This is a genomic window from Clostridium estertheticum subsp. estertheticum (assembly GCF_001877035.1).
Lineage (GTDB): Bacteria > Bacillota > Clostridia > Clostridiales > Clostridiaceae > Clostridium_AD > Clostridium_AD estertheticum.
In genome coordinates, this window is sequence record NZ_CP015756.1 from 1,907,361 (window position 1) to 1,931,672 (window position 24,312).

A 24,312-nucleotide genomic window follows, 5' to 3' on the forward strand; every position below is an offset into this window, starting at 1 on the left:
AAATGTGAAAGGGTGATTAATTTGCCTGTGAAAAAGGGATTGTTCAATTTTATTAATGATATAAATTTAAATTCTAAGTTCTTAATGATATATATATTTTGTGTACTTGTGCCTATACTGACAGTTAATTTGATTTTCTGGAACAGGATATCAAATGATATAAAGGAAAGAGAAACGGAAAATTACAATATATCTATTAACAGGGCAAAAACTGATGTTTTTGCCATATTGGAAGGCAGTGTTTATGTAAGTAATTCTGTATCATCTGATAAAGATTTGTATGTGACAATGGAAAAGTCTTTTAAAGGTGACAGTGAATATTATGAAGCTTATTATGATTTGCTGAGGGACAGGATAAACAGGTGTTTACCTGTTTATAATAATATTTTACAGGTAATCATGTATACCTCCAATGATACCATAGTTAGTGGTGGAAGTTATTATTCTATTAATCAGCAGACTCGGAATGCTTTGTGGTACAAGGACGTCCGTAGATCTGGTGATAAAGTCACTTTATATACATATCGAGATAGAACCGATTATGGTAGCGGTAACTATGTTCAATATTTAAGCGTTTTACGGAGGCTGAATGATTTTGAGGGCAGCGGTGACAAGTATGAACATGTTCTCAAAATAGATATTGATATGAATAGATTATACAATATATTTGATAGAGAAAAAGATTATTTGGATTTATTTTTAGTGGACCCCAAGGGGCGCATCGTTTGTTCCAGCGGGCACAAGTATGAAGGGGATTTATCAAAAGGCTACACTAAGTTCAAGGATATTTGCGGCAGCGAAAAGACAATTAACTTTCTTAATTCCCAATTGGGCACTGCTGGATATTTAAATGGATGGAATATAATAGGCATACCAAACCGCAACCATATTCTTAATGAATCACATCGGTCAAATATCTCTATTGCCTGCATTACTGCTTTTGTCATACTGATGTCTACATTTCTTATTTTAATTATTGTAAGATCGTATAACTATAGGCTAAAAAAGCTCTCAAAACACATGAAGGGAGTGAAAAATCAGAATTTTGAATTGATCCAAATACCAGAAGGAAAGGATGAGATAGGAGAACTAATACTCAGCTTTAATATAATGACATCTAAAATAAATACATTGGTAAATGATGTCTATAAGCTTCAGATTAAGGAAAAGGATTTGGAAATTCAAAGAGTTCATGCAGAATTGAAATTTCTCCAAAGTCAGGTAGATCCTCATTTTCTTTTTAATACTCTAAATGCTGTAATGGCTATTTGTGTTAAAAATAAGTATACAGACCTAATAGATGTTATAAAGTACCTCTCAAAGATTTTCAGAAGGCTCATAAGCTGGAAGGAGGATCTAGTTACGGTGAGGGAGGAAATTTCCTTTACTGAGATGTATCTTAAGATAGAAAAATTTCGTTTCTTAGAGAAGTTTGATTATAAAATCGAGTTAGATGAAAAAGCCCTTGACTTTAAGATACCTAAGATGAGTATACAAACCCTTATTGAGAATGCATGTAAGCACGGAATTCAGAGTATTGTTGGTGTAGGAATTGTGAAAATAAAGGTAAGCCAAACGGGAGAGTTTCTATTTATTGATGTTGAAGATAATGGGTCGGGTATAGAGGATGATAAACTCCAAGAAATTATTGAGAGCCTAAGTTCAGAAGATGATTTTTGTGAAAATGTGGGTATCAGGAATGTGTACAAACGCCTTCATTTATATTATGGAGATGAGGTTGAATTCAATATAAAAAGTGAGATGAATAAAGGCACCATAGTACATTATGGGATCAATAAGAATGCGATAAATATAAATAAATACCCTGAGGAAAAAACCGACTAAGGACAATATGAATCCGTACTATGGATATACGAAGGGTGGAGATTTAGTGTATAAAGTATTGTTTGTGGATGATGAATCAATGGCTTTGGAACTTCTAAAATATATATTGAATTGGGAAGAATTGGGATTCTCAGTCTGCGCAGCATGTTGGAATGGTAAGGAAGCTGTTGACGCTATTGATAAATACGAACCCGACGTTATAATTACGGATATTAAAATGCCGGTTATGGATGGACTGGATTTGATTGAATACGCTAGGGAACATGGAAAAGAAAATATTAAATTTATTGTCGTCAGTGGGTATGGAGAATTTGAATATGCGAAAAAGGCCATGAAGTATGGAGTAAGATTCTATCTTCAAAAACCTATTCTGCAAGAAGAAATATTTGAAATAATCATAGAGGTGAAGCAACAACTGGATCAGATACAAAGAGAGAATGAAGGTATACAAATTGATCAGAAAGCCTTGCTCAATGGTGCTTTGATCCATCTCATTCAGGGGCATGATAGTAAGGAAACTTTTGAATATCTTAAATCAGTTTGGGATGAAGATACGCTCAAGATGGTCTGGAATTGTATTGTTATAGAACTCGAATCCACAGGTCAGCTAGATATGCAGGGCGAATTCAAAAATATAAGGCTCGAGGTAAGAGAAACTATTGACAAGGTTGTGAAAGGTGATTTTACATATTTTACACTTGAGCAGAGTTTAAACACATTCATTATTTTGGTAAGTTTAAAGAATGAGAATCCCCATGAGAGTATAATTAATTGTTTGGCCCAAAATATATATCAAAGTCTTGACTTTGCTTTCTCACCTGAATTTACCATTGGTGTTGGTGAAAATGTTGTGGGGATAAAGTCGATAAAACATTCGTACATTACAGCGGTAGAGTCACTTGGTCACAGGTTTTACAGGGGGCTTAATTGTTTGATTTTTTATACTGAAATAAAGGAGAAGACATTCAATTTTGAGTTCAATGAAATTTTTATGTCAAGCAAAGTTTTTGAAGCAGTGGAGGAGGTTAATAGTAATAAAATAAAAAATATTATTGATACAACTTTCGAATATTTTAAAATCCACAGGATTCATCCGGATATAGTGATAATGTTTACTTCAAATATGATATGTAAGATAAACAATTTGATATATGAATCTGACCATAAGGCAAAGTGCTTTATAGATAACCATACAATACCTGAGCTTAAAGAGCATGAAAGAACCATTGATGAGTTAAAGAAGTTTTTTGAAGGCTTCTGTATAGGTTATTGTGAGTATTTTATAAAAATACGTAACAAAAATTCTGAAAGTAATGTTGTTAAAATTGAAGTTTTTATCAAAGAAAATTATAAAAGAAATATTACAATACGTGAACTTTCGGAGAAATTTTATATGCACCCTACATATATGGGGCAGCTTTTTACTAGAAAATTTGGAATGACTTTTAATGAATATATACATGGACTGCGAATAGAGGAAGGTAAACGGCTTATGAGGACCACCAATTTGAAAAATCATGAAATTGCTGAAGTCTTGGGCTACAGTAATTACTCCAGTTTCCTTAAGCAATTCCAAAAACACACTGGAATAAAACCAACGGAATTCAGGAATAGTAAGCTAAACTTAAAAATTGATCATGGAAATACCCTTGTATAAGGGAATTTCCAAAAAATAACTTAAAAATGGGGGGGGTACATCTTTAGTTTGTTAAATTGTTATGTATTCGTTTACGGATTATAATATATTTATACAATATTTAAATGATCTTGTTATTTTATAAAAGCATAAGGGGGACAAAAAACATGAAAAAGAAAAAAGTATTTCTTTGGTGTATGATGGCTATGCTCACATTATCGACAGTTCCATTGAGTGGATGTGGATCGGGTACTGCCAGCACTAGCAGCAATAAGGAAAGTAGTGGTACCAACCTTGTAAATGTCAAAAATCCAATTACTATTACTGCTTTTGTTGGCGATTCTGCAACAATTGTTCCTACTCCTGACAACAAAATTTTCAAGAAAATCAAGGATGAACTGGGAATAACATTCAAAACTGAAATTCTGGCAGGTGACATTAATCAGAAACTAGGTGTTATGATTGCCGGCGGTGATTTGCCTGATTTGGTATCTTATAGTCCTAAATTCCAGGATGCGGGTGACCTTATACCTCTTGAGAGTAAGATACAAAAAAGTGCACCTGATATTTACAAGCATCTTGTATCTGGAAATGCATGGGGGATGATAAAGGATGCACATGATGGACATAGTTATTACATGCCAAATTACGGCGTTATTGCTACGGAAAGTACCGGTGCCGCTTATAACGGTCCCGCATTTTGGATTCAAAAAGATGTGCTTAAAGAGGCTAATTATCCAAAGATAACTACACTAGATCAATATTTTGACCTTATACAAGCTTATGTTAAAAAACATCCAACTATTGATGGAAAAGCAACCATCGGGTATGAATCATTAGCTACAAATCAGCAATCCTTCGTATTGGAAAATGCTCCAGCACAACTATCAGGTCATCCAAATGATGGTATGGTTAATGTAGATAAGGGTGTTGCATCACTTTATACAGATAAGGATATCTCTAAGACATATTATAAAAAATTAAATGATATGTATAATATAGGAATAATGGACAGAGAAGCTATCACTCAGACTAAGGATCAGTATCTCCAAAAGGTAGCAAGTGGACGTGTAGTAGGTATGTATGACCAGCACTGGGACTTTTTAAGTGGAGAAGCCACTCTTACAAAGGAGAAGAAAGATGGTCAGACATATACTCCACTTGCCCTTACTTATGAGGGAGTTAAACCTCATTATAAAGACGTTACCATTCCAAATCTTCTTAATGGTTTTTCAATTACAAAGAATTGTAAGGAGCCTGATAGGGTACTTGCGGCTCTTAATATGTTAATGACTGAAAAATGGATGAAAATTCTTAACTGGGGTATAGAAGGTGAGGATTATTCTATAGATCCTGCAACTAAACAGCCAGTTTGGACAGGCCAACAGAAGACTAATCAAAGCGATAATGCTTGGAAGGCTAAAAACAGAGCAGATGCTATCTATGCTAGTTTGCCTAAGATAGAAGGTAAATATAGTGATGGAAATGCAACAGCGTTAGGTGATAATCCAGTACAATATGCAAAGGGCGTGAGTGCTTACGATAAAACGTTCCTTAAAGCATACAAAGTAAACAGTCCATTTGAATTGATGGGAGTAGCACCTAAAAATGAGATATACTACCCATGTTGGAATATTAATATTCCAGCTAATTCACCAGCTTCGCTTGCAAACACTGCAATAAATAATTCACAACTTAAGTGGCTTCCAAGAGTTGTATCTTCTGCGGGTAGTGATTTTGAAAAACAATGGAGTTCTTATAAAGAAGAAATAAATAGAGATAATCCGAAAGCTTATCTTGATGCAATTAACGAGGGCATACAGTATAGAATTAAGAATTGGACTGTAAAAAAATAATATGAATTAAATAATTAACAGAATAATGAATGAGATATATTTCATTATTCTGTTAATACATAATAAAAAATTATTTATGTATTGGAGGAGAACATATGGCTGAAATACGGGAAAATATCAATAAAAGTGGAAAAATCTTAAAAGTTAAAAAAATTAAAAAAAATAAAAAAATAACTTGGAAGATGATTAAAAGTCAAAAGGAACTTATGTTTATGTCTGTGCCTTTCCTAGTATATATAGCAGTATTTGCTTATGCACCTATTTGGGGATGGCTCATGGCTTTCCAAAATTACAAACCAGGGGTGGACTTTTTTCATCAGACATGGGTAGGACTTGCTCAGTTTAAAAGTCTTTTTTCCTATATGGGATTTATTCAAGTACTTAGAAATACGGTGGCAATGAGCTTAATAAACCTTGTACTAGGTATGGCCTGTCCTATAATTTTGGCATTGCTTCTTAATGAAATAAAAAGTACGTTCTTTAAGCGTACGGTGCAGACAATATCTTATCTTCCACATTTCTTGTCTTGGATTATTGCTACAGGAATAATTGCAGATGTTTTATCTACAGACCCTGCAGTTGGGATTATAAACAATTTGCTTATGCAGCTTCACTTTATAAGTAAACCAATTTTATTTTTAGGTATACCTAAAATGTTCTGGGGAATTGTTGGAGTATCAACAGTTTGGAAAGAAGTCGGATGGGGTACGATAATTTACCTATCAGCTATATCTTCGATAGATCCCGCTTTGTATGAAGCTGCCGAAATAGATGGTGCTGGCCGTTTCCAGAAAATGCGTCATATAACACTTACGGGTATAAAAGCTACCATTATTATATTGCTTATTATGAATATTGGACATATTCTGGATGCTGGTTTTGAAATACAGTATTTCTTGGGGAATGGTTTGGTTTCGGATTATTCTAAGACCATTGATATATTTGTTCTAGACTATGGTATTAATCAATTCAATTATTCCCTTGCCACTGCGGCTGGTATTTTCAAAAGTGCTGTAAGCATTACAATGCTTCTTCTCGCCAATTTTATTTCTGGTAAAGTTAGTGATGAAAAACTTATTTAGGAGGGAATATATTATGAATTATAAAAGTACAAAAGCAGGAGACAAAGTGTTCAATACATTTAATGCAATATTTATGATAGTGATTGTTGTTGTGACTTTGTATCCTTTTCTAAATATTTTAGCAATATCTTTTAATAATGCCTCAGATACCCTAAAGGGAGGCATTTATATTTGGCCTAGGGAATGGACACTGTTTAATTTCCGTTCAATTTTTGCCACAGGCTTTTTATATCATGCGTTTTTTATATCTGTGTTAAGGACAGTTATATCAACAGTACTTAATTTATTTTTTACTACCATGCTTGCTTATACATTAAGCAGAAAAGAGTATTTCCTTAGGAAGTTTATTACAACGGTGTTTGTTCTTACCATGTATTTTAGTGCAGGATTGATACCTTCATATTTCCTCATTAAAAATCTTGGGCTTATGAATCACTTCATAGTATACATTTTGCCTTCTATGATAGGTGCTTTTAACCTTATTGTTATAAGGACTTATATAAAATCACTTCCTGATAGTATGATAGAAGCTGCAAAAATCGATGGTGCAGGAGAATTTAGCATATTTATTAAGATAGTATTTCCTCTTTGCAAACCTGTTTTGGCAGTTGTAGGACTCTTTGTAGCGGTAGGTGCATGGAATACCTGGTTTGATACATTCATATATGCTTCATCAAATCAAAACTTGAGTACACTTCAATATGAATTGATGAAACTCTTGTCAACATCTATGCAAACAGCAACTAGTGCTGTAGCTCAATTTGGTGGCAAAGGGGCTCTTAGCGGATCAACCGATTCAGTAACACCACAATCCATAAGAGCAGCAAGTACAGTTGTTGCGGCTTTACCTATACTTATGATTTATCCGTTCCTTCAGAAGTATTTTGTAGTAGGGCTTAATGTAGGCAGTGTAAAGGAATAATTGATATAAGTCATGGGGAAATTCTAAATATATAGGATTTTCCCATGATTTGTTACGCACGAGTTTTGAAAGGAGAGAGAAAATAATGAAGACTTTTATAAACCCAATACTACCAGGTTTTTATCCGGATCCATCCATTTGCAGAGTAAAGGAGGACTACTATTTAGTTACTTCATCCTTTGCTTATTACCCAGGCGTGCCTATTTTTCATAGTAGGGATCTTGTTAATTGGAAACAGATAGGCCATGTTCTTGATAGGCCTTCACAGCTTCCGCTAGATGGATTAGGACAATCTAGGGGAATTTTCGCACCTACAATTAGATATAACGATGGCGTTTTTTATATGATAACAACAAATATGGATGGTGGTGGTAATTTTATAGTTACTGCAACAGACCCATGCGGTCCATGGACAAATCCATATTATCTAGATGCACAAGGAATGGATCCGTCACTTTTATTTGATGATGATGGAAAAGTATATTATACGGGAACTAGACCAACAGAGGAAGGACCAAAGTACGATGGAAACTGGGAAATATGGCTTCAAGAACTTGATTTACAAAGCATGAAATTAATTGGTAAGCCTTTAGGATTATGGAGAGGAGCATTAAGAGAAGCTATTTGGCCTGAAGGACCTCATATTTACAAAATAAATGGAGAGTATTATCTTATGATTTCGGAGGGAGGTACAGGACCACAACATGCAGTCTCAGTAGCGCGCAGTAATACCATTTGTGGACCATACGTTGGTAACCCTGGCAATCCTATACTAACCCATAGGCATTTAGGAAAAAAATATCCTATTGTGAATGTTGGACATTGTGATCTTGTTGAAACACAAAATGGTGAATGGTGGGCAGTAGCATTGGCATCACGCATTTATGGTGGATATTATCGTAATTTAGGAAGAGAAACTTACTTAGTTCCAGTTATTTGGGAAGATGGGTGGCCAGTAATGAGTGCAGGGACTGGAAAAGTAGAATTGACCTATAATATGCCTAATTTACCAGAGAACAAGGTGATCGTACCCTCAGTTTGTGACGATTTTGATGAGGATACACTAAATTTCAGATGGAACTTTATACGTACACCAAGGGAAGAATTTTTTAGTCTAAGTGAGCGCAAAGGATATTTGAGATTAAATCTTAGACCGGAGAGGATAACACAGAGAGTAAACCCAAGCTTTGTAGGAAGAAGGCAACAGCATATTAAATTTTCAGCTAGTACTTTAATGGAATTTACTCCATTAAGTGAAAATGAAGTAGCTGGAATAGTATTATTACAGAGTAACGATTTTAACTTTAGTTTTATATACACTAAAAATGGTGATGAAACAGTAATTAGGTTAATCAAATGCACAGGTGGGGATGAGAAGATCATTGTAGAGAAAGCAGTGCGAGGCACTACTTTGTATTTAAAAGTAGAGGCAGATGGTCAGGATTATAGTTTCTACTATGGAGAAAGTTTAGAAAAGTGTATAGTTTTAATAGAAAATGTAGATGGAAGAATCTTAAGTACCGATGTTGCGGGAGGGTTTGTTGGAACAGAAATTGGTCTATATGCAAGCTCTAATGGTATAAAAAGTGATAATAAGGCTTATTTCGATTGGTTTAAGTATTACGGAGAGGATGGTTTTAACAATGATTAAGAGTGCAGAAAATAGAAAAGGAGCCTTTTATACTGGTGAATATAGAAATGTTTTTAAAGAATTCGGGTACTCCCAGGAAAAAATTAAAGATAAAATTGAGGATACTTGGAACAAACTTTTTTATGGAGATGAAGATACAAAAATTTATTATCCTGTAGGAGAAAAAGAGGGGTATATATTAGATACTGGTAACGTTGATGTAAGATCTGAAGGTATGTCCTATGGAATGATGATTTGTGTACAAATGAATAAAAAACAAGAATTTGATCGTCTTTGGACATGGGCTAAAAGATATATGCAACATGATAGTGGGGAATATAAAAGTTACTTTGCTTGGTCTTTAAATACTGACGGAACTAGAAAAGCTCAGGGTCCTGCGCCTGATGGTGAAGAGTTTTTTGCTATGGCTCTGTTTTTTGCTTCAAATCGCTTTGGAGATGGTCCTGTGCCTTATGACTACAGTGTGCAGGCAAGAGAGATTCTTAAAGAATGTGTCCACAAAGGGGAAAAAGGAATTGGAAATTCTATGTGGGATGCTAAAAATAGGTTGATAAAGTTTGTTCCAGAGGTCGCATTTTCTGATCCTTCTTATCACCTACCACATTTTTACGAATTATTTGCTCTTTGGGCTGATTCAAATGATAGACAGTTTTGGATAGATGCTGCATCTGCAAGTAGAGAATACCTAAAGATAGCATGCCATCCTATAACAGGCCTGGCACCGGAGTATGCTCATTATGATGGAACCCCTTATATAGGAGAGGGGCATGAATTGTTTTATAGTGACTCATATCGTGTAGCAGGAAATATTGCCCTTGATTATGAATGGTTTAGAGGAGACTCATGGGAAATAGAAGAAGCTGATAAAATTCAGAGATTCTTTACTCATGATAAATTTAAAAATGATTACAGACAATATACCATAGATGGAATAGGGCTTGAGAAGAAATCTTTGCATCCTGTAGGACTAGTAGCTACAAACGCTATGGCATCTCTTGCAGCCAGTGGAGATAATGCAAGATCTTGTGTGGATGAATTTTGGAATATACCTCTTCGTACAGGGGTAAGAAGGTATTATGATAATTGTTTATACATTTTTAGTTTACTCGCTTTAAGTGGGAATTATAAAATATGGGAAAATAAGAGAGGAGCAAGCTCAACAAAATAATTAGACATACAAGCCTAAGGGTAACTTTAGGTTTGTATGTTTATATAAATCATAGAGAAGGAGATTTTTATGGAATATATAAATAAGGAATCAAGTAGTTTATATAATTGTTGGCTTAATTACGATAAAGAAGTTACATTATCAGATGAAATAAAAGAAATACTAAAAACAATCCAATTAAATGAAGAAGGTATTATTATTAACACAGCTGTAAAAGAGCTTAGCAGAGCCATAAAAAAGCTTATAGGAAAAACACCCGAAATTATAAAGGATACAATGTTATCACATATTTATTTAGGAAAACTTAAAGATAAAACCATAAAATTAGTGCCAGGAGGTTTTTCTATAAAAAAAAGCACCCTAAATCAAAAAAATATAATAGAAATTTTAGGGAAGGATGAAAATGGAATATTAAACGGTGTATTCAGTTTTATTAGGGCTATTTATACAGGCAGTAATATAAATGAGATCAATATTGTGGATAATCCCCGAAATATGGTAAGAATGATAAATCATTGGGATAATATGAGTGGAGATATAGAAAGGGGTTATGCAGGGGAGTCTATATTTTTTAAGGACAACCATATTGTAGAGAACAAATCTAGAATAAGGGATTATGCAAGACTTATGGCTTCTGTTGCAATAAATGGGATTGTTATAAATAATGTTAATGTGCATAAGCAGGAGACAAAACTTATTACGGATGAATTATTACCAGAAGTTAAAAAAATAGCAGATATATTTAGAGCGTATGGAATAAAACTTTATCTAAGTGTGAATTTTGCTTCGCCCATGGAAATTGGTGGCTTTTTAACTGCAGATCCTCTTGATTTCAATGTAAGGACGTGGTGGAAGAAAACAGCCGAGAACATATATAGTTATATTCCCGATTTTGGTGGATTTCTAGTTAAAGCAGATTCAGAATCTAGACCTGGCCCATTTACATATGGTCGTAATCATGCAGAGGGTGCAAATATGTTGGCAGAAGCATTAAGACTTTTTGGAGGAATAGTTATATGGAGATGTTTTGTTTACAACTGTAAGCTTGATTGGAGAGACAGAAGCACTGACAGAGCTAAAGCGGCATTTGATAATTTTAAACCTTTAGATGGGAAATTTGATGAAAATGTAGTGCTTCAAGTTAAAAATGGGCCTGTGGATTTTCAAATAAGGGAACCTATTTCACCTCTTTTTGGAGCTCTTAAACAAACAAATGAGTTTATGGAGTTCCAGATTGCTCAAGAATACACAGGGCAACAGAAACATCTTTGCTATCTTGTACCAATGTGGAAGGAAGCTCTTGATTTTGATACTTTTGCAAATGGTAAAGATTCAAATGTAAGTAAAATAGTTGATGGAAGTTTGTTTAAAACAAAATACGGTGGGGTAGCTGCGGTATCAAACATTGGAGGGAGTGAATGTTGGACAGGACATCCTTTAGCGCAAGCAAATCTTTATGGTTATGGGAGACTTATATGGAATACATTTTTAAGCTCAGATGAAATTGCTAGAGAATGGGTAAAACTAACATTTGGTGCTGAAAAAGATGTTGAACAAATCATAGTAGATATATTACTGGAATCTAGAGAAGTTTACGAAAAATACACTTGCCCACTGGGTGTCGGTTGGATGGTTAATCCAAATCACCATTATGGTCCAAGCGTTGAAGGGTATGAATACTCACCTTGGGGCACCTATAATTATGCCGATTACAAAAGCATTGGGGTAGATAGAACTGTTGCTACTGGAACAGGGTATATAGGTGAATATGAACCAACAGTCGCTGACAAATTCGAAAACCTAGCAACTTGCCCAGAGGAGCTACTTTTATTTTTCCATAATGTTTTATATTCATATAAACTTAAAACAGGAAAAACTGTTATTCAGCATATATATGATACCCATTTTGAAGGGGTAGAGAAAGTTGATGAGTTCATAAATAAGTGGGAGACACTCCAAAACAAAATAGATAGTAAAATATTTGATTTAGTAATGGAAAAGTTTCAAATCCAAAAGAAAGATTCAAGAGAATGGCGAGATGTTGTAAACACTTATTTTTATAGAAAAACAGGAATAGATGACTTATATAAAAGAAAAATATACTAAACATTAGTGGATCTAATAATATTTAAATTAAAAAAGGGAGAGGATGATTTTTATGAAAGTTATACCAAAATATAAAAATGAAAATCTAAGTTTTGAGCAGCGTGCTAAGGACCTTGTATCTAAAATGACACTTTTTGAAAAGGTAAGTCAAATGACTTATAATTCAGCTGCAATAGATAGACTTTGCATACCTTCATACAATTGGTGGAATGAAGCACTACATGGCGTTGCTAGAGCTGGGGTTGCTACAATGTTTCCACAGGCTATTGGCATGGCAGCTACTTTTGATGAAGAGTTAATATATCAGGTTGCCTGCGTTATATCAACTGAAGGAAGGGCTAAATACAACGAATCACAAAGGAAAAATGATCATGATATTTACAAAGGGTTAACTTTCTGGGCTCCCAATATTAATATTTTTAGAGATCCTAGATGGGGACGCGGGCATGAGACATATGGTGAAGATCCTTACTTAACAGGTAGATTAGGTGTGGCATTTATAAAAGGTTTGCAAGGAAATGATAAAAGATATATGAAGTCAGCTGCTTGTGCAAAACATTTCGCAGTGCATAGTGGCCCCGAGGCAAAAAGACATAGTTTTAATGCAGTAGTGTCGAAAAAAGATCTTAGGGAAACATATCTCCCTGCTTTTAAGGAAGCTGTAAAAGAGGCTAATGTTGAAGCTGTTATGGGTGCATATAATAGGACTAATGGAGAACCATGTTGTGGAAGCAAAACACTTCTAAATGATATTCTTAGGGATGAATGGGGGTTTAAGGGACATGTAACATCTGATTGTTGGGCTATAAAAGATTTTCATGAAGGCCATGGGATTACAAGCAATGCTGTAGAGTCGGTGGCTCTTGCAGTGAATAACGGTTGTGATTTAAATTGTGGAAATATGTATTTAAACCTTTACCTTGCTTATAAAGAAGGAATGGTAACTGAAGAAACTATTGATAAGTCAGTCATTAGACTAATGAACACAAGAATGAAACTTGGTATGTTCGATGATCCAACAAATGTTCCGTTTGCAAAGATTCCTTATGAGAAGAATGATAGTAAGGAGCATCTAGAACTAGCTCTAGATGTATCTCGCAGGACAATGGTTTTATTAAAAAATGAGGATAATATGCTACCATTAAATAAAAATAAAATAAAATCTATAGCTGTAATTGGTCCAAATGCAAACAGTAGAGATGCGTTAATAGGCAACTATTATGGTACATCATCAAAATATGTCACAGTGCTAGAGGGATTTCAACAAGTTGTAAATCCAGATACCAGAGTTTATTACGCACAGGGTTGCCATCTCTTCAAAGATAAGGTTGAAAATCTTGCAATGCCTGAGGATAGAATAGTAGAAGCAGTTTCTGCTGCACAGAGATCAGATGTAGTAGTTATGTGTTTAGGGCTTGATGCCAATATAGAAGGTGAAGAAGGTGATGATTCAAATGCTCAGGCAGGTGGAGATAAAATGGATTTGAACCTTCCTGGATTACAGCAAAAACTATTAGAAGAGGTATATAAAACAGGTAAACCTATTATTCTTGTACTTTTATCAGGAAGTGCTCTTGCAATTAATTGGGCGGACGAGCACATACCTGCAATTGTTCAGGCTTGGTATCCAAGTGCACAGGGAGGTAATGCTATAGCTTCATTAATTTTTGGAGAATATAGTCCATCAGGAAAGTTGCCTGTGACCTTTTACAAATCTACGCAGGAACTCCCAGATTTTGAGGATTATGCTATGAAGAATAGAACTTATAGATATATGGAAAACGAAGCACTTTATCCCTTTGGATATGGCCTTAGTTATAGCAAGTTTGAATATAGTAACCTTAGGATTAGTAAGACAGAAATTGAAGTTAATGAAACCGTTAACCTTAGTGTAACAGTGAAAAATATTGGGAAATATGAAAGTGATGAAACAGTACAGTTGTATCTTAAGGATGTAGAAGCTTCTGTAGTTGTACCAAAATATCAACTTAAGGGAATAAAGAAGGTAAGTTTAAAGCCAAGTGAAGAAAAAGAAGTTAGTTTTGAGTTAACACCAAGGCAAATGGCACTTATAGACGATGAAGGTAAATGTATACTTGAACCTGGTTTATTTGAGGTATTCGTAGGTGGGAGCCAGCCAGATAAACGAAGCAAGGAACTCACTGGTGATTGTATGCAAAAGAGTGTCTTTAATGTCAAAGGGGAGAGTATAGTATTAGAATATTAAATATATAAGGTTTGTGTAAATCAAACTTTGGGTAGCTTTACAATGAATGTTGTACCTTGATTGATTTTACTTTCAACTGCTATTTCACCACGGACAAGCTCTACAATTCGTTTAACGATTGAAAGGCCAAGCCCATTACCTGGCGATGTGTGTGATCTATCGCCTTGATAAAATTTATCGAAAATATGCTTCAATGTATTATCATCCATGCCATTACCATCATTGCTTATTTTAAACGCAATATCATCAAGGGTTTCATGGCACTCGATTGTTATATTGCCATTATCCTTGGAGTTTTTTATTGCGTTTTCAATGAGATTTATCCAAAGATGTGAGAGCATCTCAATATTTCCAAAAATTTTAATAGCCTCTAAATTAAGGTTGATTTCTATATTCTTCCTGCTCCATTGATTTTCAAGAAGTATGATGCAATTTCTAATTTGTTCATCCAGTTCATATTCTGTTTGATCCGTAATAATTCGTTGATTTTCAAATTTGGTAAGGATCAGAATATTTGCAGACATATTAGTTAGCCTTTCAGATTCATTTATAATAATATCAGTGTATTCCTTTCGCTTTAAGGCTTCAAGATTATCATTTTGCAGTTGCTTTGCAAATCCACGAATTGAAACAATTGGTGTCTTAAATTCATGAGAAAAATTATTAATAAAATCATTACGAAACATTTCTATACTGCCTAGCTCTTCTGTCATATGATTAAAATTTCTAAGTAAATCCGCTATTTCTGATCTAGAGCTGAGTTCTTTTACACGAACGCTAAAATCTCCCGTAGATACTATTTTAGTTGCCTTAATCAGTTGATTAAGAGGTTTTAATATGTTTTCGCTTGCTACAGCTGAAATTGAAGTTCCTATAACTATGCTAACAAACAATGCAATTAACTGAGAAATAATTGGTGCAAGTACAGGAATTGAAAAAATACCAGCTGAATACAAAAAAAGAAAACATAACCATGTTAATAATCCTGCAGATATCATAATACAAAATACAAGAAATACCATTGTGATTTTTAGAGATTTTATTCTATTCATGCTTTTGTCACCGCCTTGTAACCAAGCCCGCGAACTGTAATAATTTCAAAATCAGGATTACATTTAAATCGGTCACGCAAACGATTTATGTGAACATCTACCGTGCGTTCATCCGTACCAGAGTTCATATCCCATATTTCATCCATCAAACTTCGCCTGGTAAAAATTTTATTTTGATAGGCCAACAATTTGTATAATAACATGAATTCTTTATTGGGTAATTCTGTAGTATTATCATTTTGAAAAACGGTAAGCGCATCATAATTCAAAATAGTTTTTCCAACTGTAAGTTTATGTTCATTTACGATTTTAGAGCGACGAAGTAGTGCTATAATTCGAAGAATCATCTCCTCCTCGTCAATAGGCTTAACCATATAATCATCTGTTCCTACAATAAAACCTTCCTTTTTATCAGCATGCGTTTCTTTAGCTGTTACCATTAATATTGGTAGAGTGTTGTTACAGCTACGTAGAGTTTGGGTTAATTCATAACCATTCATACGTGGCATCATAATATCGAGAACAATCAAATCAATATGATGATTATCCATTTTATCAAGCGCGTCTATGCCGTCACTAGCAAGAATAACTTCATAACCATTTTGAAGCAATACCTCTTCCATTAATTTTCTTGTATTTTTATCATCCTCTACAACCAAGATTTGAAACATTTGAAAGCCCCCTTCTTATCCTTACATTATGATAGTTTATCAATTTATTGTAAATAGGTTTTTTTGGATTTTTGATTCAGTTTACATTCAGTTAATATTAGTAATATATAATGAAAAGTATAATATAGAAGAAAGGAGTCTATTGAATGCTGATTCTTAAAAATATTGTAAAAGAATACACAGCAGGAAATACAAGGATAAAAGCCTTAAAAGGTATAAATATTGACTTCAGAGAAAATGAATTAGTATCTATATTGGGACCGCCAAATTGTGGGAAAACAACTATGTTGAACATTATTTGCGGTCTTGATATATATACAAGTGGTAATTTATCTATAAATGGAAAATCCACAAAGGAATTTTCAAATGGAGAATGGGACGCCTTTCGCAATAATTCTATTGGTTTGATGCTCCAAAGCTATAAGCTGATTTCACATGAGACTGTACTTGCAAATGTCGAGCTTACTTTGAAACTTTCGGGTGAAGCGAAGTTTGAGCGCAGGGAAAGGGCAATTACAGTTCTAAAAAAAGTTGGTATTTGTAACAAGTTTAATAAAAAGCCAAATAAAATGTCCTATGGTGAGATTAAGCGTGTTACAATTGCAAGGGCCCTTGTAAACAATCCAGATGTTTTGATTGCAGATGAGCCAACGGAAACGCTTGACTTAGAAACAAGTATAAAAATCATGGAAATCTTAAAAGAAATTTCAACGGATAAACTGGTTATCATGGTTACCGATGACTTGGAGATTGCACAGAAGTATTCAACAAGAATTATAAAACTTTTTGACGGTAATGTAATTTATGATTCTAATCCCTATCATGTGGTTGTAGAAAAGCCGACAAGAAATAAAAAAGGTAAAAAGACTTCTATGACTTTATTAACCGCTTTGTCCCTAAGTCTTAACAGTTTGATAAGCAAAAAAGGAAAGACTTTCATAACTTCATTTATTGCAAGCAGTGGTATTATAGGAATTGCACTTATTTTGTTGCTTTCAAGCGGTGCTACGACTTTCAGTATGAAAATTAGGTGTAAATTTATTGTATTTGCATTAATTTCACTTGTGGTATCTTTAATTAGTATTAGTACTAGCATATATATTTCTGTTTTGGGGAGGACTAAGGAGATAGGTGTATTACGTAGCATTGGTGTTTCGAGGAAAGATATTTTTCTTGTTTTTAATGCCGAAACACTTATTATTGGTTTTGTTTCCGATGTAATAGGTTTTTGCATTATATATGGTTTAGGGATTTTCAAATTGCCTGCGACTTCCTGGATGGTGATTGTTATAATCAGTATGGTAGTTCACCTTATGGCAGGCTTTATTCCTTCAATAATTGCAGCAAAGAAAGATTACTTTCTTGAGTTAAAAAATAGCTAATTAATATAAAAATTATCGAGACCATAGGTATTTGAACGAAAATATTTTATAATATAAAGGAGAGGAAATTATGTCTAAAGTAATAGGTATTGATTTAGGTACAACAAATTCTTGTGTGGCTGTAATGGAAGGGGGGGAGGCTGTCATAATCCCTAATGCAGAGGGTGGTCGCACAACTCCATCCATAATTGCATTTTCTAAAACGGGTGAACGTTTAATAGGTGAGCCTGCAAAACATCAGATAGTTACCAATCATGAGCGTACAATAAGTTCCATAAAGCGTGAAATGGGAAGTGACTACAGGGCTAATATTGATGGTAAGAAGTATTCACCACAAGAACTTTCTGCAATGATACTTCAAAAACTTAAAACTGATGCAGAAAGCTATCTGGGCGAAACTGTAAGTGATGCTGTAATTACAGTACCTGCATATTTCACAGATGCACAAAGGCAAGCAACTAAAGATGCAGGTAAAATTGCTGGATTAAATGTACAACGAATCATTAACGAGCCAACAGCTGCCGCAGTTGCTTATGGTGTAGATAAAGAAACACCTCAAAAAGTCATTGTGTACGATTTCGGAGGAGGCACATTTGATGTGTCTATTCTTGATATCAATAATGGAGTTATTGAAGTACTTGCTACTGCAGGAAATAATCGTTTAGGCGGTGATGATTTTGATAGCTGCGTGGTTGATTATCTTGCAGATGAATTTAAAAAGGAAAACCATTTTAATATTAAGAAAGACCCTACTGCTATGCAACGTGTAAAGGAAGCGGCAGAAATAGCAAAAGTTGAACTGAGCGGTATGACATCAACTGAGGTAAATCTTCCCTTTATCACTTCAAATAAGTCAGGTCCAGTACATATGAATATTACATTAACAAGGGCAAAATTTGATGAACTTACAATGAAACTTGTGGAGGCCACAATGGATCCGATGCATCAAGCAATGCGTGATTCTGGGCTCAGTATATCAGAAATCAGCAAGGTTTTACTTGTGGGAGGGTCTAGTCGTATTCCAGCAGTGCAAGCGAGCGTTAAAAAGTTTATAGGCAAAGAACCGTTTAAAGGTATTAATCCTGATGAATGTGTTGCTATGGGTGCTGCATTTCAAGGTGGAGTCCTTGTAGGTGTTGTAAAAGGCTTATTACTTTTGGATGTAACACCACTTTCTTTAGGGATCGAAACTATGGGAGGAGTTTTTTCAAGAATTATTGATCGTAACACAACTCTTCCAATAAAAAGGAGCCAAGTTTTCACTACAAGCGGTAATTTTCAAACATCTGTTGAAATTCATGTTTTGCAGGGCGAACGTGAAATGGCATCTCATAATAAAACATTAGGTAAATTTAAACTAAAAGGTATTCGCCGTGCATTAAGAGGAGTGCCACAAATTGAGGTATCATTTAGTATTGATGCAAATGGTATTGTAAATGTATCTGCAAAAGATTTGGGAACTGGCAAAGAACAAAATATTAATATTACTGCTACTTCAAACCTTAGTCAGTCTGAAATTGATCAAGCTATTCTTGATGCAAAGCAGTTTTCTAGCGAGGATGCAAAAAATAAAGAAGAAGCCACAATAAAAGATCAGGCGGAACAGTTAATTTATAAGGCATCAGTAGTTATGAAAAAGCTTGATAAAAATGATAGCTTAGTGATAAAAGAATCTGTTAAAAACACCAAGAAAGCATTGAAGAGCAAAGATAAAACTCAAATGGTTGAAGCTGTAAATGAGTTATCCAAAGTGTTAGAAGAAATGGATCAGAAAGGTCCACATGATGATATTTCAGATACCACAAGTAATAATGAAAAATAAAAGTTGTAGGTGAAGTATATAAATAAGGCGGGTGAAGAGTATGTTTGGTTATGTAGTGGTGAATGAGGATAAGTTAACAATTGAAGAAAAACAACAATATAGAGCATTTTATTGCGGATTATGTAAGACACTAGGAACACGTCACGGAATAACAAGCCGTTTCACACTTACTTATGACATGACTTTTCTTGTTTTGTTTCTTTCAGCACTTTATAAGACTGATACACAAATGCAAACTGAGAGATGCATCATCCATCCTTTGAAGCCACATGAATATTGCCATAATGAAATAATAGGGTATGGTGCTGACATGAATGTTGTACTTGCCTATTACAAGTTTCTTGACGATTGGACAGATGATAAAAATATACTCTCACTAAGTGCGGCAAAACTGTTTGAACGTCAATATAAGCGTATTGAAAGGCAATATCCAAATCAATGCAAGGTAATTTGCAAGTGTCTTTGCGAGCTTTATGAATTAGAAAAATCAGGAGAGCTTAACCCTGATGTTCCTGCAAAATGTTTTGGGGAACTAATGGGCGAAATTTTCGTTTTAAGGGAAGATGAATATGCGGATAAATTACGAACATTTGGAACATCACTTGGCAAATTTATTTATATAATGGATGGTTGTATGGATTTAAAGTCTGATATAAAAAATGAGCGATATAATCCGATGATGATGTCATCATCTGAAGAATTTTATGATATTTTAAATCTGCTTATGGCTGACTGTATTGAAAATTATAAAAGGTTACCAATTGATCAAAATAAGGGATTAATTGAAAATATTCTATATTCAGGTGTCTGGTCAAAGTATGAAGCAGAAAAAAACAAGACAAAAGGGGTGCACAAATAATGATATCAGATCCTTACGAAGTGCTTGGAGTTTCTTCAAATGATTCAAAAGAAGAAATTACTAAAGCTTATCGCAAACTAGCGAAAAAATACCATCCAGACTTGAATCAAGGAGATGCTGATGCCACAAGAAAAATGAGTGAGATTAACGCTGCTTACGAACAGATAAAAAGAGGGAAAACTACCCAAAACAGTAGCGGCGGAGATTACAGTGAGCAAAGTTCATACGGTAATAGGAACAGTTCTTATGGAGGAGAAGATCCATTTAGAGACTTCAACCCTTTTGAAGGATTTGGTTCTTTCAGTGGTGGTCAAAGGCAAAAACATGAATATTCCGAATTTGATTCGGTTGATAGCTATTTGAATGCAGGATACTTTAACGAAGCACTTAATGTTCTGGAGGCTATCACAACTAGGAATGCAAAGTGGTATTATTACAGCGCAATTGTAAATTCCGGTTTAGGCAACACAATTACAACACTAAATCACGCAAAAACAGCAGTGCAAATGGAACCAAACAATCTTGAATATCAAAGATTATTAAATCAAATACAAAATGGTGGTCGTGCGTATCAGCAGCAGAGTCAGGACTTTGGCATGCCAACAATAAGTTTAAATAGGATATGCTTAGGTCTTTGTTTAGCGAAACTGTTCTGTGGGTGCTGATGACGAAAATATTAATAAGGAGTGAATAGAATGGGAAATTTTAAAAACAAGTTAGCACAATTTATGTATGGAAGATATGGTACAGATCAATTGTACCTTGCTTTGATTGCTCTATATTTTGTTTTGATAGTTGCGAATGCTTTTATCAATTCTACTATTATAAGAGGAATTATGTTTGCTATTTTAATTTGGATTGTTTTTAGAGCATTGTCTCGAAATGTTTACAAAAGAAACATGGAAAATGAAAAATTTATGAAATTTTTTAAACCTATTAAATCAAAAGGGGCTTTTGAGATTCGAAGAATTAAAGAGATTAAAACACATCGTTTTCGCAAATGTCCACATTGCAAGAAGATGCTTCGTTTGAAACGATTGAGGGGAAAACATACAGTAAAATGTCCCAGTTGCAATAAGGAGTTTGAACTGCGAATTTTAGGGTAGATAAATTTAAGTTTAGTTACATATGATTAAGAAACTTATGGAAATGGGAATGAATGAAGTGTCCATTATTAAAATTAAAAATGTTTTAAAATAATAAAAGATCGGTACCAATAGTGTAGTTTAAAAAGAAGGTTCTGTTAGATTAGATTGGAACAAATAAAATGTTGCACAAAGGCATTTTATTTGTTTGCAGTCTTTTTTTTAATCATATAAGCAATATACAATATTATAACCCAAACTGGACACAAGTATAATGCATATACAAAATCAGGTAAGAAAGCCATAAGTATTACAATCATAGCCATAAATGCTATGGAAATATAATTTGAATAAGGAAAGAACGGAAGCTTAAATTCAAGCTTTTCAACTTCGACTGGACCAATTTTATTTCTAAATTTAATTTGAGTAATCATAATCATTGTCCAGTTGAGTATTCCTGCGATAGTTGCAATTGATATTAAATATAGAAATACCTTACCTGGTATTAGAAAATTTAATATAACTGCTATTGCTGTAAATAATGAGGAAACAAGTATTCCAACATAGGGAGTACCTCTTTTACTGACTTTTGCAAGTATTTTTGGGGCATTTCCTTGAAGTGCGAGACTGTAAAGCATACGACCATTACTGTATAGGCCACTGTTATAAGCTGAAAGTGCAGCCGTTAAAACTACAAAATTTAAGATTGTAGCAGCACCTGCTATACCCATTTTAGAAAAAATTAAAACGAATGGGCTGCCTTGTGTACCTACCATGTTCCAAGGGTAAAGACACATCAAAATTAATAGTGCACCTACATAGAATATAAGTATTCTATATACAACCTGATTTATTGCCTTAGGTATAGTTATCGATGGATTATCAGCCTCTCCAGCAGTGATGCCTATTAGTTCAACTCCACCAAAAGAAAATACAACAACTACTAGTGAAGTGAGAACACCCCAGATTCCATTTGGCATGAAACCGCCATGTGTCCAAAGATTACTGATGCCTGTAGCTATTCCATGATTTCCTATTCCAAATAACACAATAAATATACCAAAACCAATCATTAAAATGATTGCTACAACTTTAATAATTGTAAACCAGAATTCAATTTCACCATAAGCTTTAACACTAGCAATATTAATTAATGTAATTACTAATAAAAAGATAGCACTTGATATCCATATTGGTATGTTTGGGAACCAATAATTAACATAAATACCGACTACTGATAATTCTGCCATGCTGACAACTATATAATTAAACCAATAGTTCCAGCCTGAAAAGAATCCTGGGAATTCCCCCCAATATTCATTCGCATAATAACTAAATGAACCAGATACAGGATTATGAACAGACATTTCTCCCAGGCCACGCATAATCAAGTAAATGATAATCCCACCAATAACATAAGCAAATGAAATTGCTGGTCCAGCCATTTTAATAGTAGTCCCAGACCCGTAGAAAAGTCCTGTTCCGATAGCACCTCCAAGTGCAATCATTTGGATATGTCGATTTTTTAAATTTCTATGTAGTTTGCTTCGATTTAACTCTTTATTTGTGGTACTCATAACATATGTCCTCCTCAATAAATAAAGTTTATTTGGAAATACGCGTCCATTTATATATCTAAAATTCAGAGGAATCATTTTTTATTATAATTCAAAAATAACTTTAGCCTCCGAAAAAAGTGTTTCCTAATGTCATAAACTATTTTACCACATATGGAGACGGTATATGGATATAGGTTTTATTATTATATATATATAAATGCTCCCTTTAAAGTAAACAGATTTTTATTGTTTAATCTGTTTACTTTAAAGGGAGCATATTACTGTCCACTCTAGGGGGTAGATTATGATTTAGTATAAAAAGAATTTTTATTTTATAGACTACATAAATATCATATTACCAATTTTTATGGAACCTGATTTTTTAACGCCATTATTAAAAAACAATGCATTTTTTATTGGATTAGTTCCATTAATTGCAGCAAGTGCAGCTTTAACATCGCTTGCAGGTGCAGGTCTTTTAATGTTGCCATTTTGTACACAGGTAAATTGATAAGAACCGTTATATTTTTGATTAATTACAGCACTAATCGAATTGGGGAATTCGCTGCTCTTAACTCTATTCATAACTACTGCACCCACAGCAACTTGAGCAATATATGATTCTCCTCCTGCTTCTGCAGTTATTAATCTAGCTAGTAAGTTCAAATCGCTTGCTGTGTATTTTTTTGTGCTTGGTGCTGCAGCCTTTAAACTAGGTACAGTTTTTTTTACAGTAACGCTAGTTGTCCCTGAAACCTTGAGAACTTGTCCAGGAAAAATAGAATCATTCCATTTGTTATTATCTTTCCTTAGCGTAGTTAATGATTCCTTATATTTTTGTGCTATTTTAGATAAAGTATCTCCACTTTTCACAGTATAATTTCTAGTTGTCAAGGTAGCTGCAAATATATTTTGTGATGAAATTATTGAAATACCAATTGTTAATGCTGATGCTAAAAAAATTGATTTGTGTTTTTTAAATTTAATCATTATTCCTCCTAATGCCTTCCAGGTTAGTTGACGGGTTAGGGTAGAGGTACCCCACTTTGTGAATTAAGTTTCACCCCAAAATTAAATCCCCGGTACTTCTTTTAGAAGATTCGGCTACTCTGATATAATAATACAGCTCGTAAAAAATGTCAATTTGGGTTATTTAAAGATTTACACCGGATTTATGTAGAAAAAGTAAATAATATGTTTTCTCCTATCCTTACCACAAGGGGGATTAAGTACTATTTGAAACCGTTATCATACACTATAAAACTTAAATATATGGGTAATCATTCAATAATTGTTAACATATTAAAAAGGAGCTAAAAATATTCTCCGATTGCTAACCTGCGGCTATTATTTTAATTTTTTTAATTTCGTAATACCTTTCTAATTGTT

18 protein-coding genes and 1 riboswitch are annotated in these 24,312 nt (G+C 34.0%); of the genes, 14 read left to right on the forward strand and 4 right to left on the reverse strand.

Annotated features, from left to right (window positions below; genetic code table 11):
* Positions 1 to 27 precede the first annotated feature (27 nt).
* The 9 genes from A7L45_RS08815 to A7L45_RS08855 all read left to right on the forward strand — a co-directional run bounded on the left by A7L45_RS08815 (position 28) and on the right by A7L45_RS08855 (position 14,493).
* Positions 28 to 1,845: a sensor histidine kinase gene (locus A7L45_RS08815; protein WP_071614923.1), complete on the forward strand. Its 1,818-nt coding sequence runs from the start codon at positions 28 to 30 to the stop codon at positions 1,843 to 1,845.
* A 46-nt stretch (positions 1,846 to 1,891) separates the two neighbouring features.
* The gene (locus A7L45_RS08820; RefSeq protein WP_071612434.1) at positions 1,892 to 3,502 is read left to right on the forward strand and encodes a response regulator; all 1,611 of its coding nucleotides are present in this window, start codon (positions 1,892 to 1,894) and stop codon (positions 3,500 to 3,502) included.
* A 146-nt stretch (positions 3,503 to 3,648) separates the two neighbouring features.
* The gene (locus A7L45_RS08825; RefSeq protein WP_071612435.1) at positions 3,649 to 5,337 is read left to right on the forward strand and encodes a type 2 periplasmic-binding domain-containing protein; all 1,689 of its coding nucleotides are present in this window, start codon (positions 3,649 to 3,651) and stop codon (positions 5,335 to 5,337) included.
* Between the two features lie 182 nt (positions 5,338 to 5,519).
* Positions 5,520 to 6,419, forward strand: coding sequence for an ABC transporter permease (locus A7L45_RS08830; protein WP_369700396.1), 900 nt, complete (start codon positions 5,520 to 5,522; stop codon positions 6,417 to 6,419).
* Positions 6,420 to 6,432: 13 nt separating this feature from the next.
* Positions 6,433 to 7,341, forward strand: a complete 909-nt coding sequence (locus tag A7L45_RS08835; protein WP_071612437.1) for a carbohydrate ABC transporter permease — start codon at positions 6,433 to 6,435, stop codon at positions 7,339 to 7,341.
* An 85-nt stretch (positions 7,342 to 7,426) separates the two neighbouring features.
* Complete coding sequence (locus tag A7L45_RS08840; protein ID WP_071612438.1) at positions 7,427 to 8,992, forward strand: glycoside hydrolase family 43 protein; 1,566 nt, start codon at positions 7,427 to 7,429, stop codon at positions 8,990 to 8,992.
* Positions 8,985 to 10,160, forward strand: coding sequence for a family 8 glycosyl hydrolase (locus tag A7L45_RS08845; protein WP_207647766.1), 1,176 nt, complete (start codon positions 8,985 to 8,987; stop codon positions 10,158 to 10,160). The genes A7L45_RS08840 and A7L45_RS08845 overlap by 8 nt, the downstream gene beginning before the upstream one ends.
* A gap of 69 nt (positions 10,161 to 10,229) precedes the next feature.
* Entirely contained in the window at positions 10,230 to 12,266 is a 2,037-nt protein-coding gene (locus A7L45_RS08850; protein WP_071612440.1) for an alpha-glucuronidase family glycosyl hydrolase, read from the forward strand.
* 52 nt (positions 12,267 to 12,318) lie between these two features.
* A complete protein-coding gene (locus A7L45_RS08855; protein ID WP_071612441.1) occupies positions 12,319 to 14,493 on the forward strand; it encodes a glycoside hydrolase family 3 C-terminal domain-containing protein in 2,175 nt (724 codons plus the stop codon).
* Between the two features lie 20 nt (positions 14,494 to 14,513).
* On the opposite strand, the gene A7L45_RS08860 is transcribed toward A7L45_RS08855, so the two are convergent.
* Positions 14,514 to 15,545, reverse strand: a complete 1,032-nt coding sequence (locus A7L45_RS08860) for a sensor histidine kinase (protein ID WP_071612442.1) — start codon at positions 15,543 to 15,545, stop codon at positions 14,514 to 14,516.
* A complete protein-coding gene (locus A7L45_RS08865) occupies positions 15,542 to 16,216 on the reverse strand; it encodes a response regulator transcription factor (RefSeq protein WP_071612443.1) in 675 nt (224 codons plus the stop codon). The genes A7L45_RS08860 and A7L45_RS08865 overlap by 4 nt, the downstream gene beginning before the upstream one ends.
* 146 nt (positions 16,217 to 16,362) lie before the next feature.
* Between A7L45_RS08865 and A7L45_RS08870 the strand changes: the two genes are divergently transcribed.
* From A7L45_RS08870 to A7L45_RS08890, 5 genes are all read left to right on the forward strand, one after another.
* Positions 16,363 to 17,598 (forward strand): ABC transporter ATP-binding protein/permease, encoded by a 1,236-nt coding sequence (locus A7L45_RS08870; RefSeq protein ID WP_071612444.1) that lies wholly within the window; start codon positions 16,363 to 16,365, stop codon positions 17,596 to 17,598.
* A gap of 70 nt (positions 17,599 to 17,668) precedes the next feature.
* On the forward strand, positions 17,669 to 19,420 hold the full coding sequence (gene dnaK / locus A7L45_RS08875) for a molecular chaperone DnaK (RefSeq protein WP_071612445.1): 1,752 nt from the start codon (positions 17,669 to 17,671) through the stop codon (positions 19,418 to 19,420).
* Positions 19,421 to 19,460: 40 nt separating this feature from the next.
* The gene (locus A7L45_RS08880) at positions 19,461 to 20,279 is read left to right on the forward strand and encodes a DUF5685 family protein (protein WP_071612446.1); all 819 of its coding nucleotides are present in this window, start codon (positions 19,461 to 19,463) and stop codon (positions 20,277 to 20,279) included.
* Positions 20,279 to 20,944 (forward strand): DnaJ domain-containing protein, encoded by a 666-nt coding sequence (locus A7L45_RS24055; protein WP_071612447.1) that lies wholly within the window; start codon positions 20,279 to 20,281, stop codon positions 20,942 to 20,944. Before A7L45_RS08880 ends, A7L45_RS24055 begins: the two co-directional genes overlap by 1 nt.
* A gap of 30 nt (positions 20,945 to 20,974) precedes the next feature.
* Positions 20,975 to 21,385, forward strand: a complete 411-nt coding sequence (locus A7L45_RS08890) for a BRcat domain-containing protein (RefSeq protein WP_071612448.1) — start codon at positions 20,975 to 20,977, stop codon at positions 21,383 to 21,385.
* A 179-nt stretch (positions 21,386 to 21,564) separates the two neighbouring features.
* Here the strand turns inward: A7L45_RS08890 and A7L45_RS08895 are convergent, their stop codons facing one another.
* Entirely contained in the window at positions 21,565 to 22,941 is a 1,377-nt protein-coding gene (locus A7L45_RS08895) for an amino acid permease (RefSeq protein WP_071612449.1), read from the reverse strand.
* A gap of 321 nt (positions 22,942 to 23,262) precedes the next feature.
* Positions 23,263 to 23,913, reverse strand: a complete 651-nt coding sequence (locus A7L45_RS08900) for a cell wall hydrolase (protein ID WP_071612450.1) — start codon at positions 23,911 to 23,913, stop codon at positions 23,263 to 23,265.
* Positions 23,911 to 24,039: riboswitch (cyclic di-AMP (ydaO/yuaA leader) on the reverse strand. Its footprint overlaps the gene before it by 3 nt.
* Between the last annotated feature and the right edge of the window lie 273 nt (positions 24,040 to 24,312).

What these genes read in the sequence shown, in the direction of transcription:
- A7L45_RS08855 (WP_071612441.1), top strand. Translation starts at nt 12,319, where the DNA reads ATGAAAGTTATACCAAAATATAAAAATGAAAATCTAAGTTTTGAGCAG.
- A7L45_RS08850 (WP_071612440.1), top strand. Translation starts at nt 10,230, where the DNA reads ATGGAATATATAAATAAGGAATCAAGTAGTTTATATAATTGTTGGCTT.
- A7L45_RS08890 (WP_071612448.1), top strand. Translation starts at nt 20,975, where the DNA reads ATGGGAAATTTTAAAAACAAGTTAGCACAATTTATGTATGGAAGATAT.
- A7L45_RS08865 (WP_071612443.1), bottom strand. Translation starts at nt 16,216, where the DNA reads ATGTTTCAAATCTTGGTTGTAGAGGATGATAAAAATACAAGAAAATTA.
- A7L45_RS08830 (WP_369700396.1), top strand. Translation starts at nt 5,520, where the DNA reads ATGATTAAAAGTCAAAAGGAACTTATGTTTATGTCTGTGCCTTTCCTA.
- A7L45_RS08825 (WP_071612435.1), top strand. Translation starts at nt 3,649, where the DNA reads ATGAAAAAGAAAAAAGTATTTCTTTGGTGTATGATGGCTATGCTCACA.
- A7L45_RS08895 (WP_071612449.1), bottom strand. Translation starts at nt 22,941, where the DNA reads ATGAGTACCACAAATAAAGAGTTAAATCGAAGCAAACTACATAGAAAT.
- A7L45_RS08860 (WP_071612442.1), bottom strand. Translation starts at nt 15,545, where the DNA reads ATGAATAGAATAAAATCTCTAAAAATCACAATGGTATTTCTTGTATTT.
- A7L45_RS08835 (WP_071612437.1), top strand. Translation starts at nt 6,433, where the DNA reads ATGAATTATAAAAGTACAAAAGCAGGAGACAAAGTGTTCAATACATTT.
- A7L45_RS08870 (WP_071612444.1), top strand. Translation starts at nt 16,363, where the DNA reads ATGCTGATTCTTAAAAATATTGTAAAAGAATACACAGCAGGAAATACA.
- A7L45_RS08880 (WP_071612446.1), top strand. Translation starts at nt 19,461, where the DNA reads ATGTTTGGTTATGTAGTGGTGAATGAGGATAAGTTAACAATTGAAGAA.
- A7L45_RS08840 (WP_071612438.1), top strand. Translation starts at nt 7,427, where the DNA reads ATGAAGACTTTTATAAACCCAATACTACCAGGTTTTTATCCGGATCCA.
- A7L45_RS24055 (WP_071612447.1), top strand. Translation starts at nt 20,279, where the DNA reads ATGATATCAGATCCTTACGAAGTGCTTGGAGTTTCTTCAAATGATTCA.
- A7L45_RS08900 (WP_071612450.1), bottom strand. Translation starts at nt 23,913, where the DNA reads ATGATTAAATTTAAAAAACACAAATCAATTTTTTTAGCATCAGCATTA.
- A7L45_RS08845 (WP_207647766.1), top strand. Translation starts at nt 8,985, where the DNA reads ATGATTAAGAGTGCAGAAAATAGAAAAGGAGCCTTTTATACTGGTGAA.
- dnaK (WP_071612445.1), top strand. Translation starts at nt 17,669, where the DNA reads ATGTCTAAAGTAATAGGTATTGATTTAGGTACAACAAATTCTTGTGTG.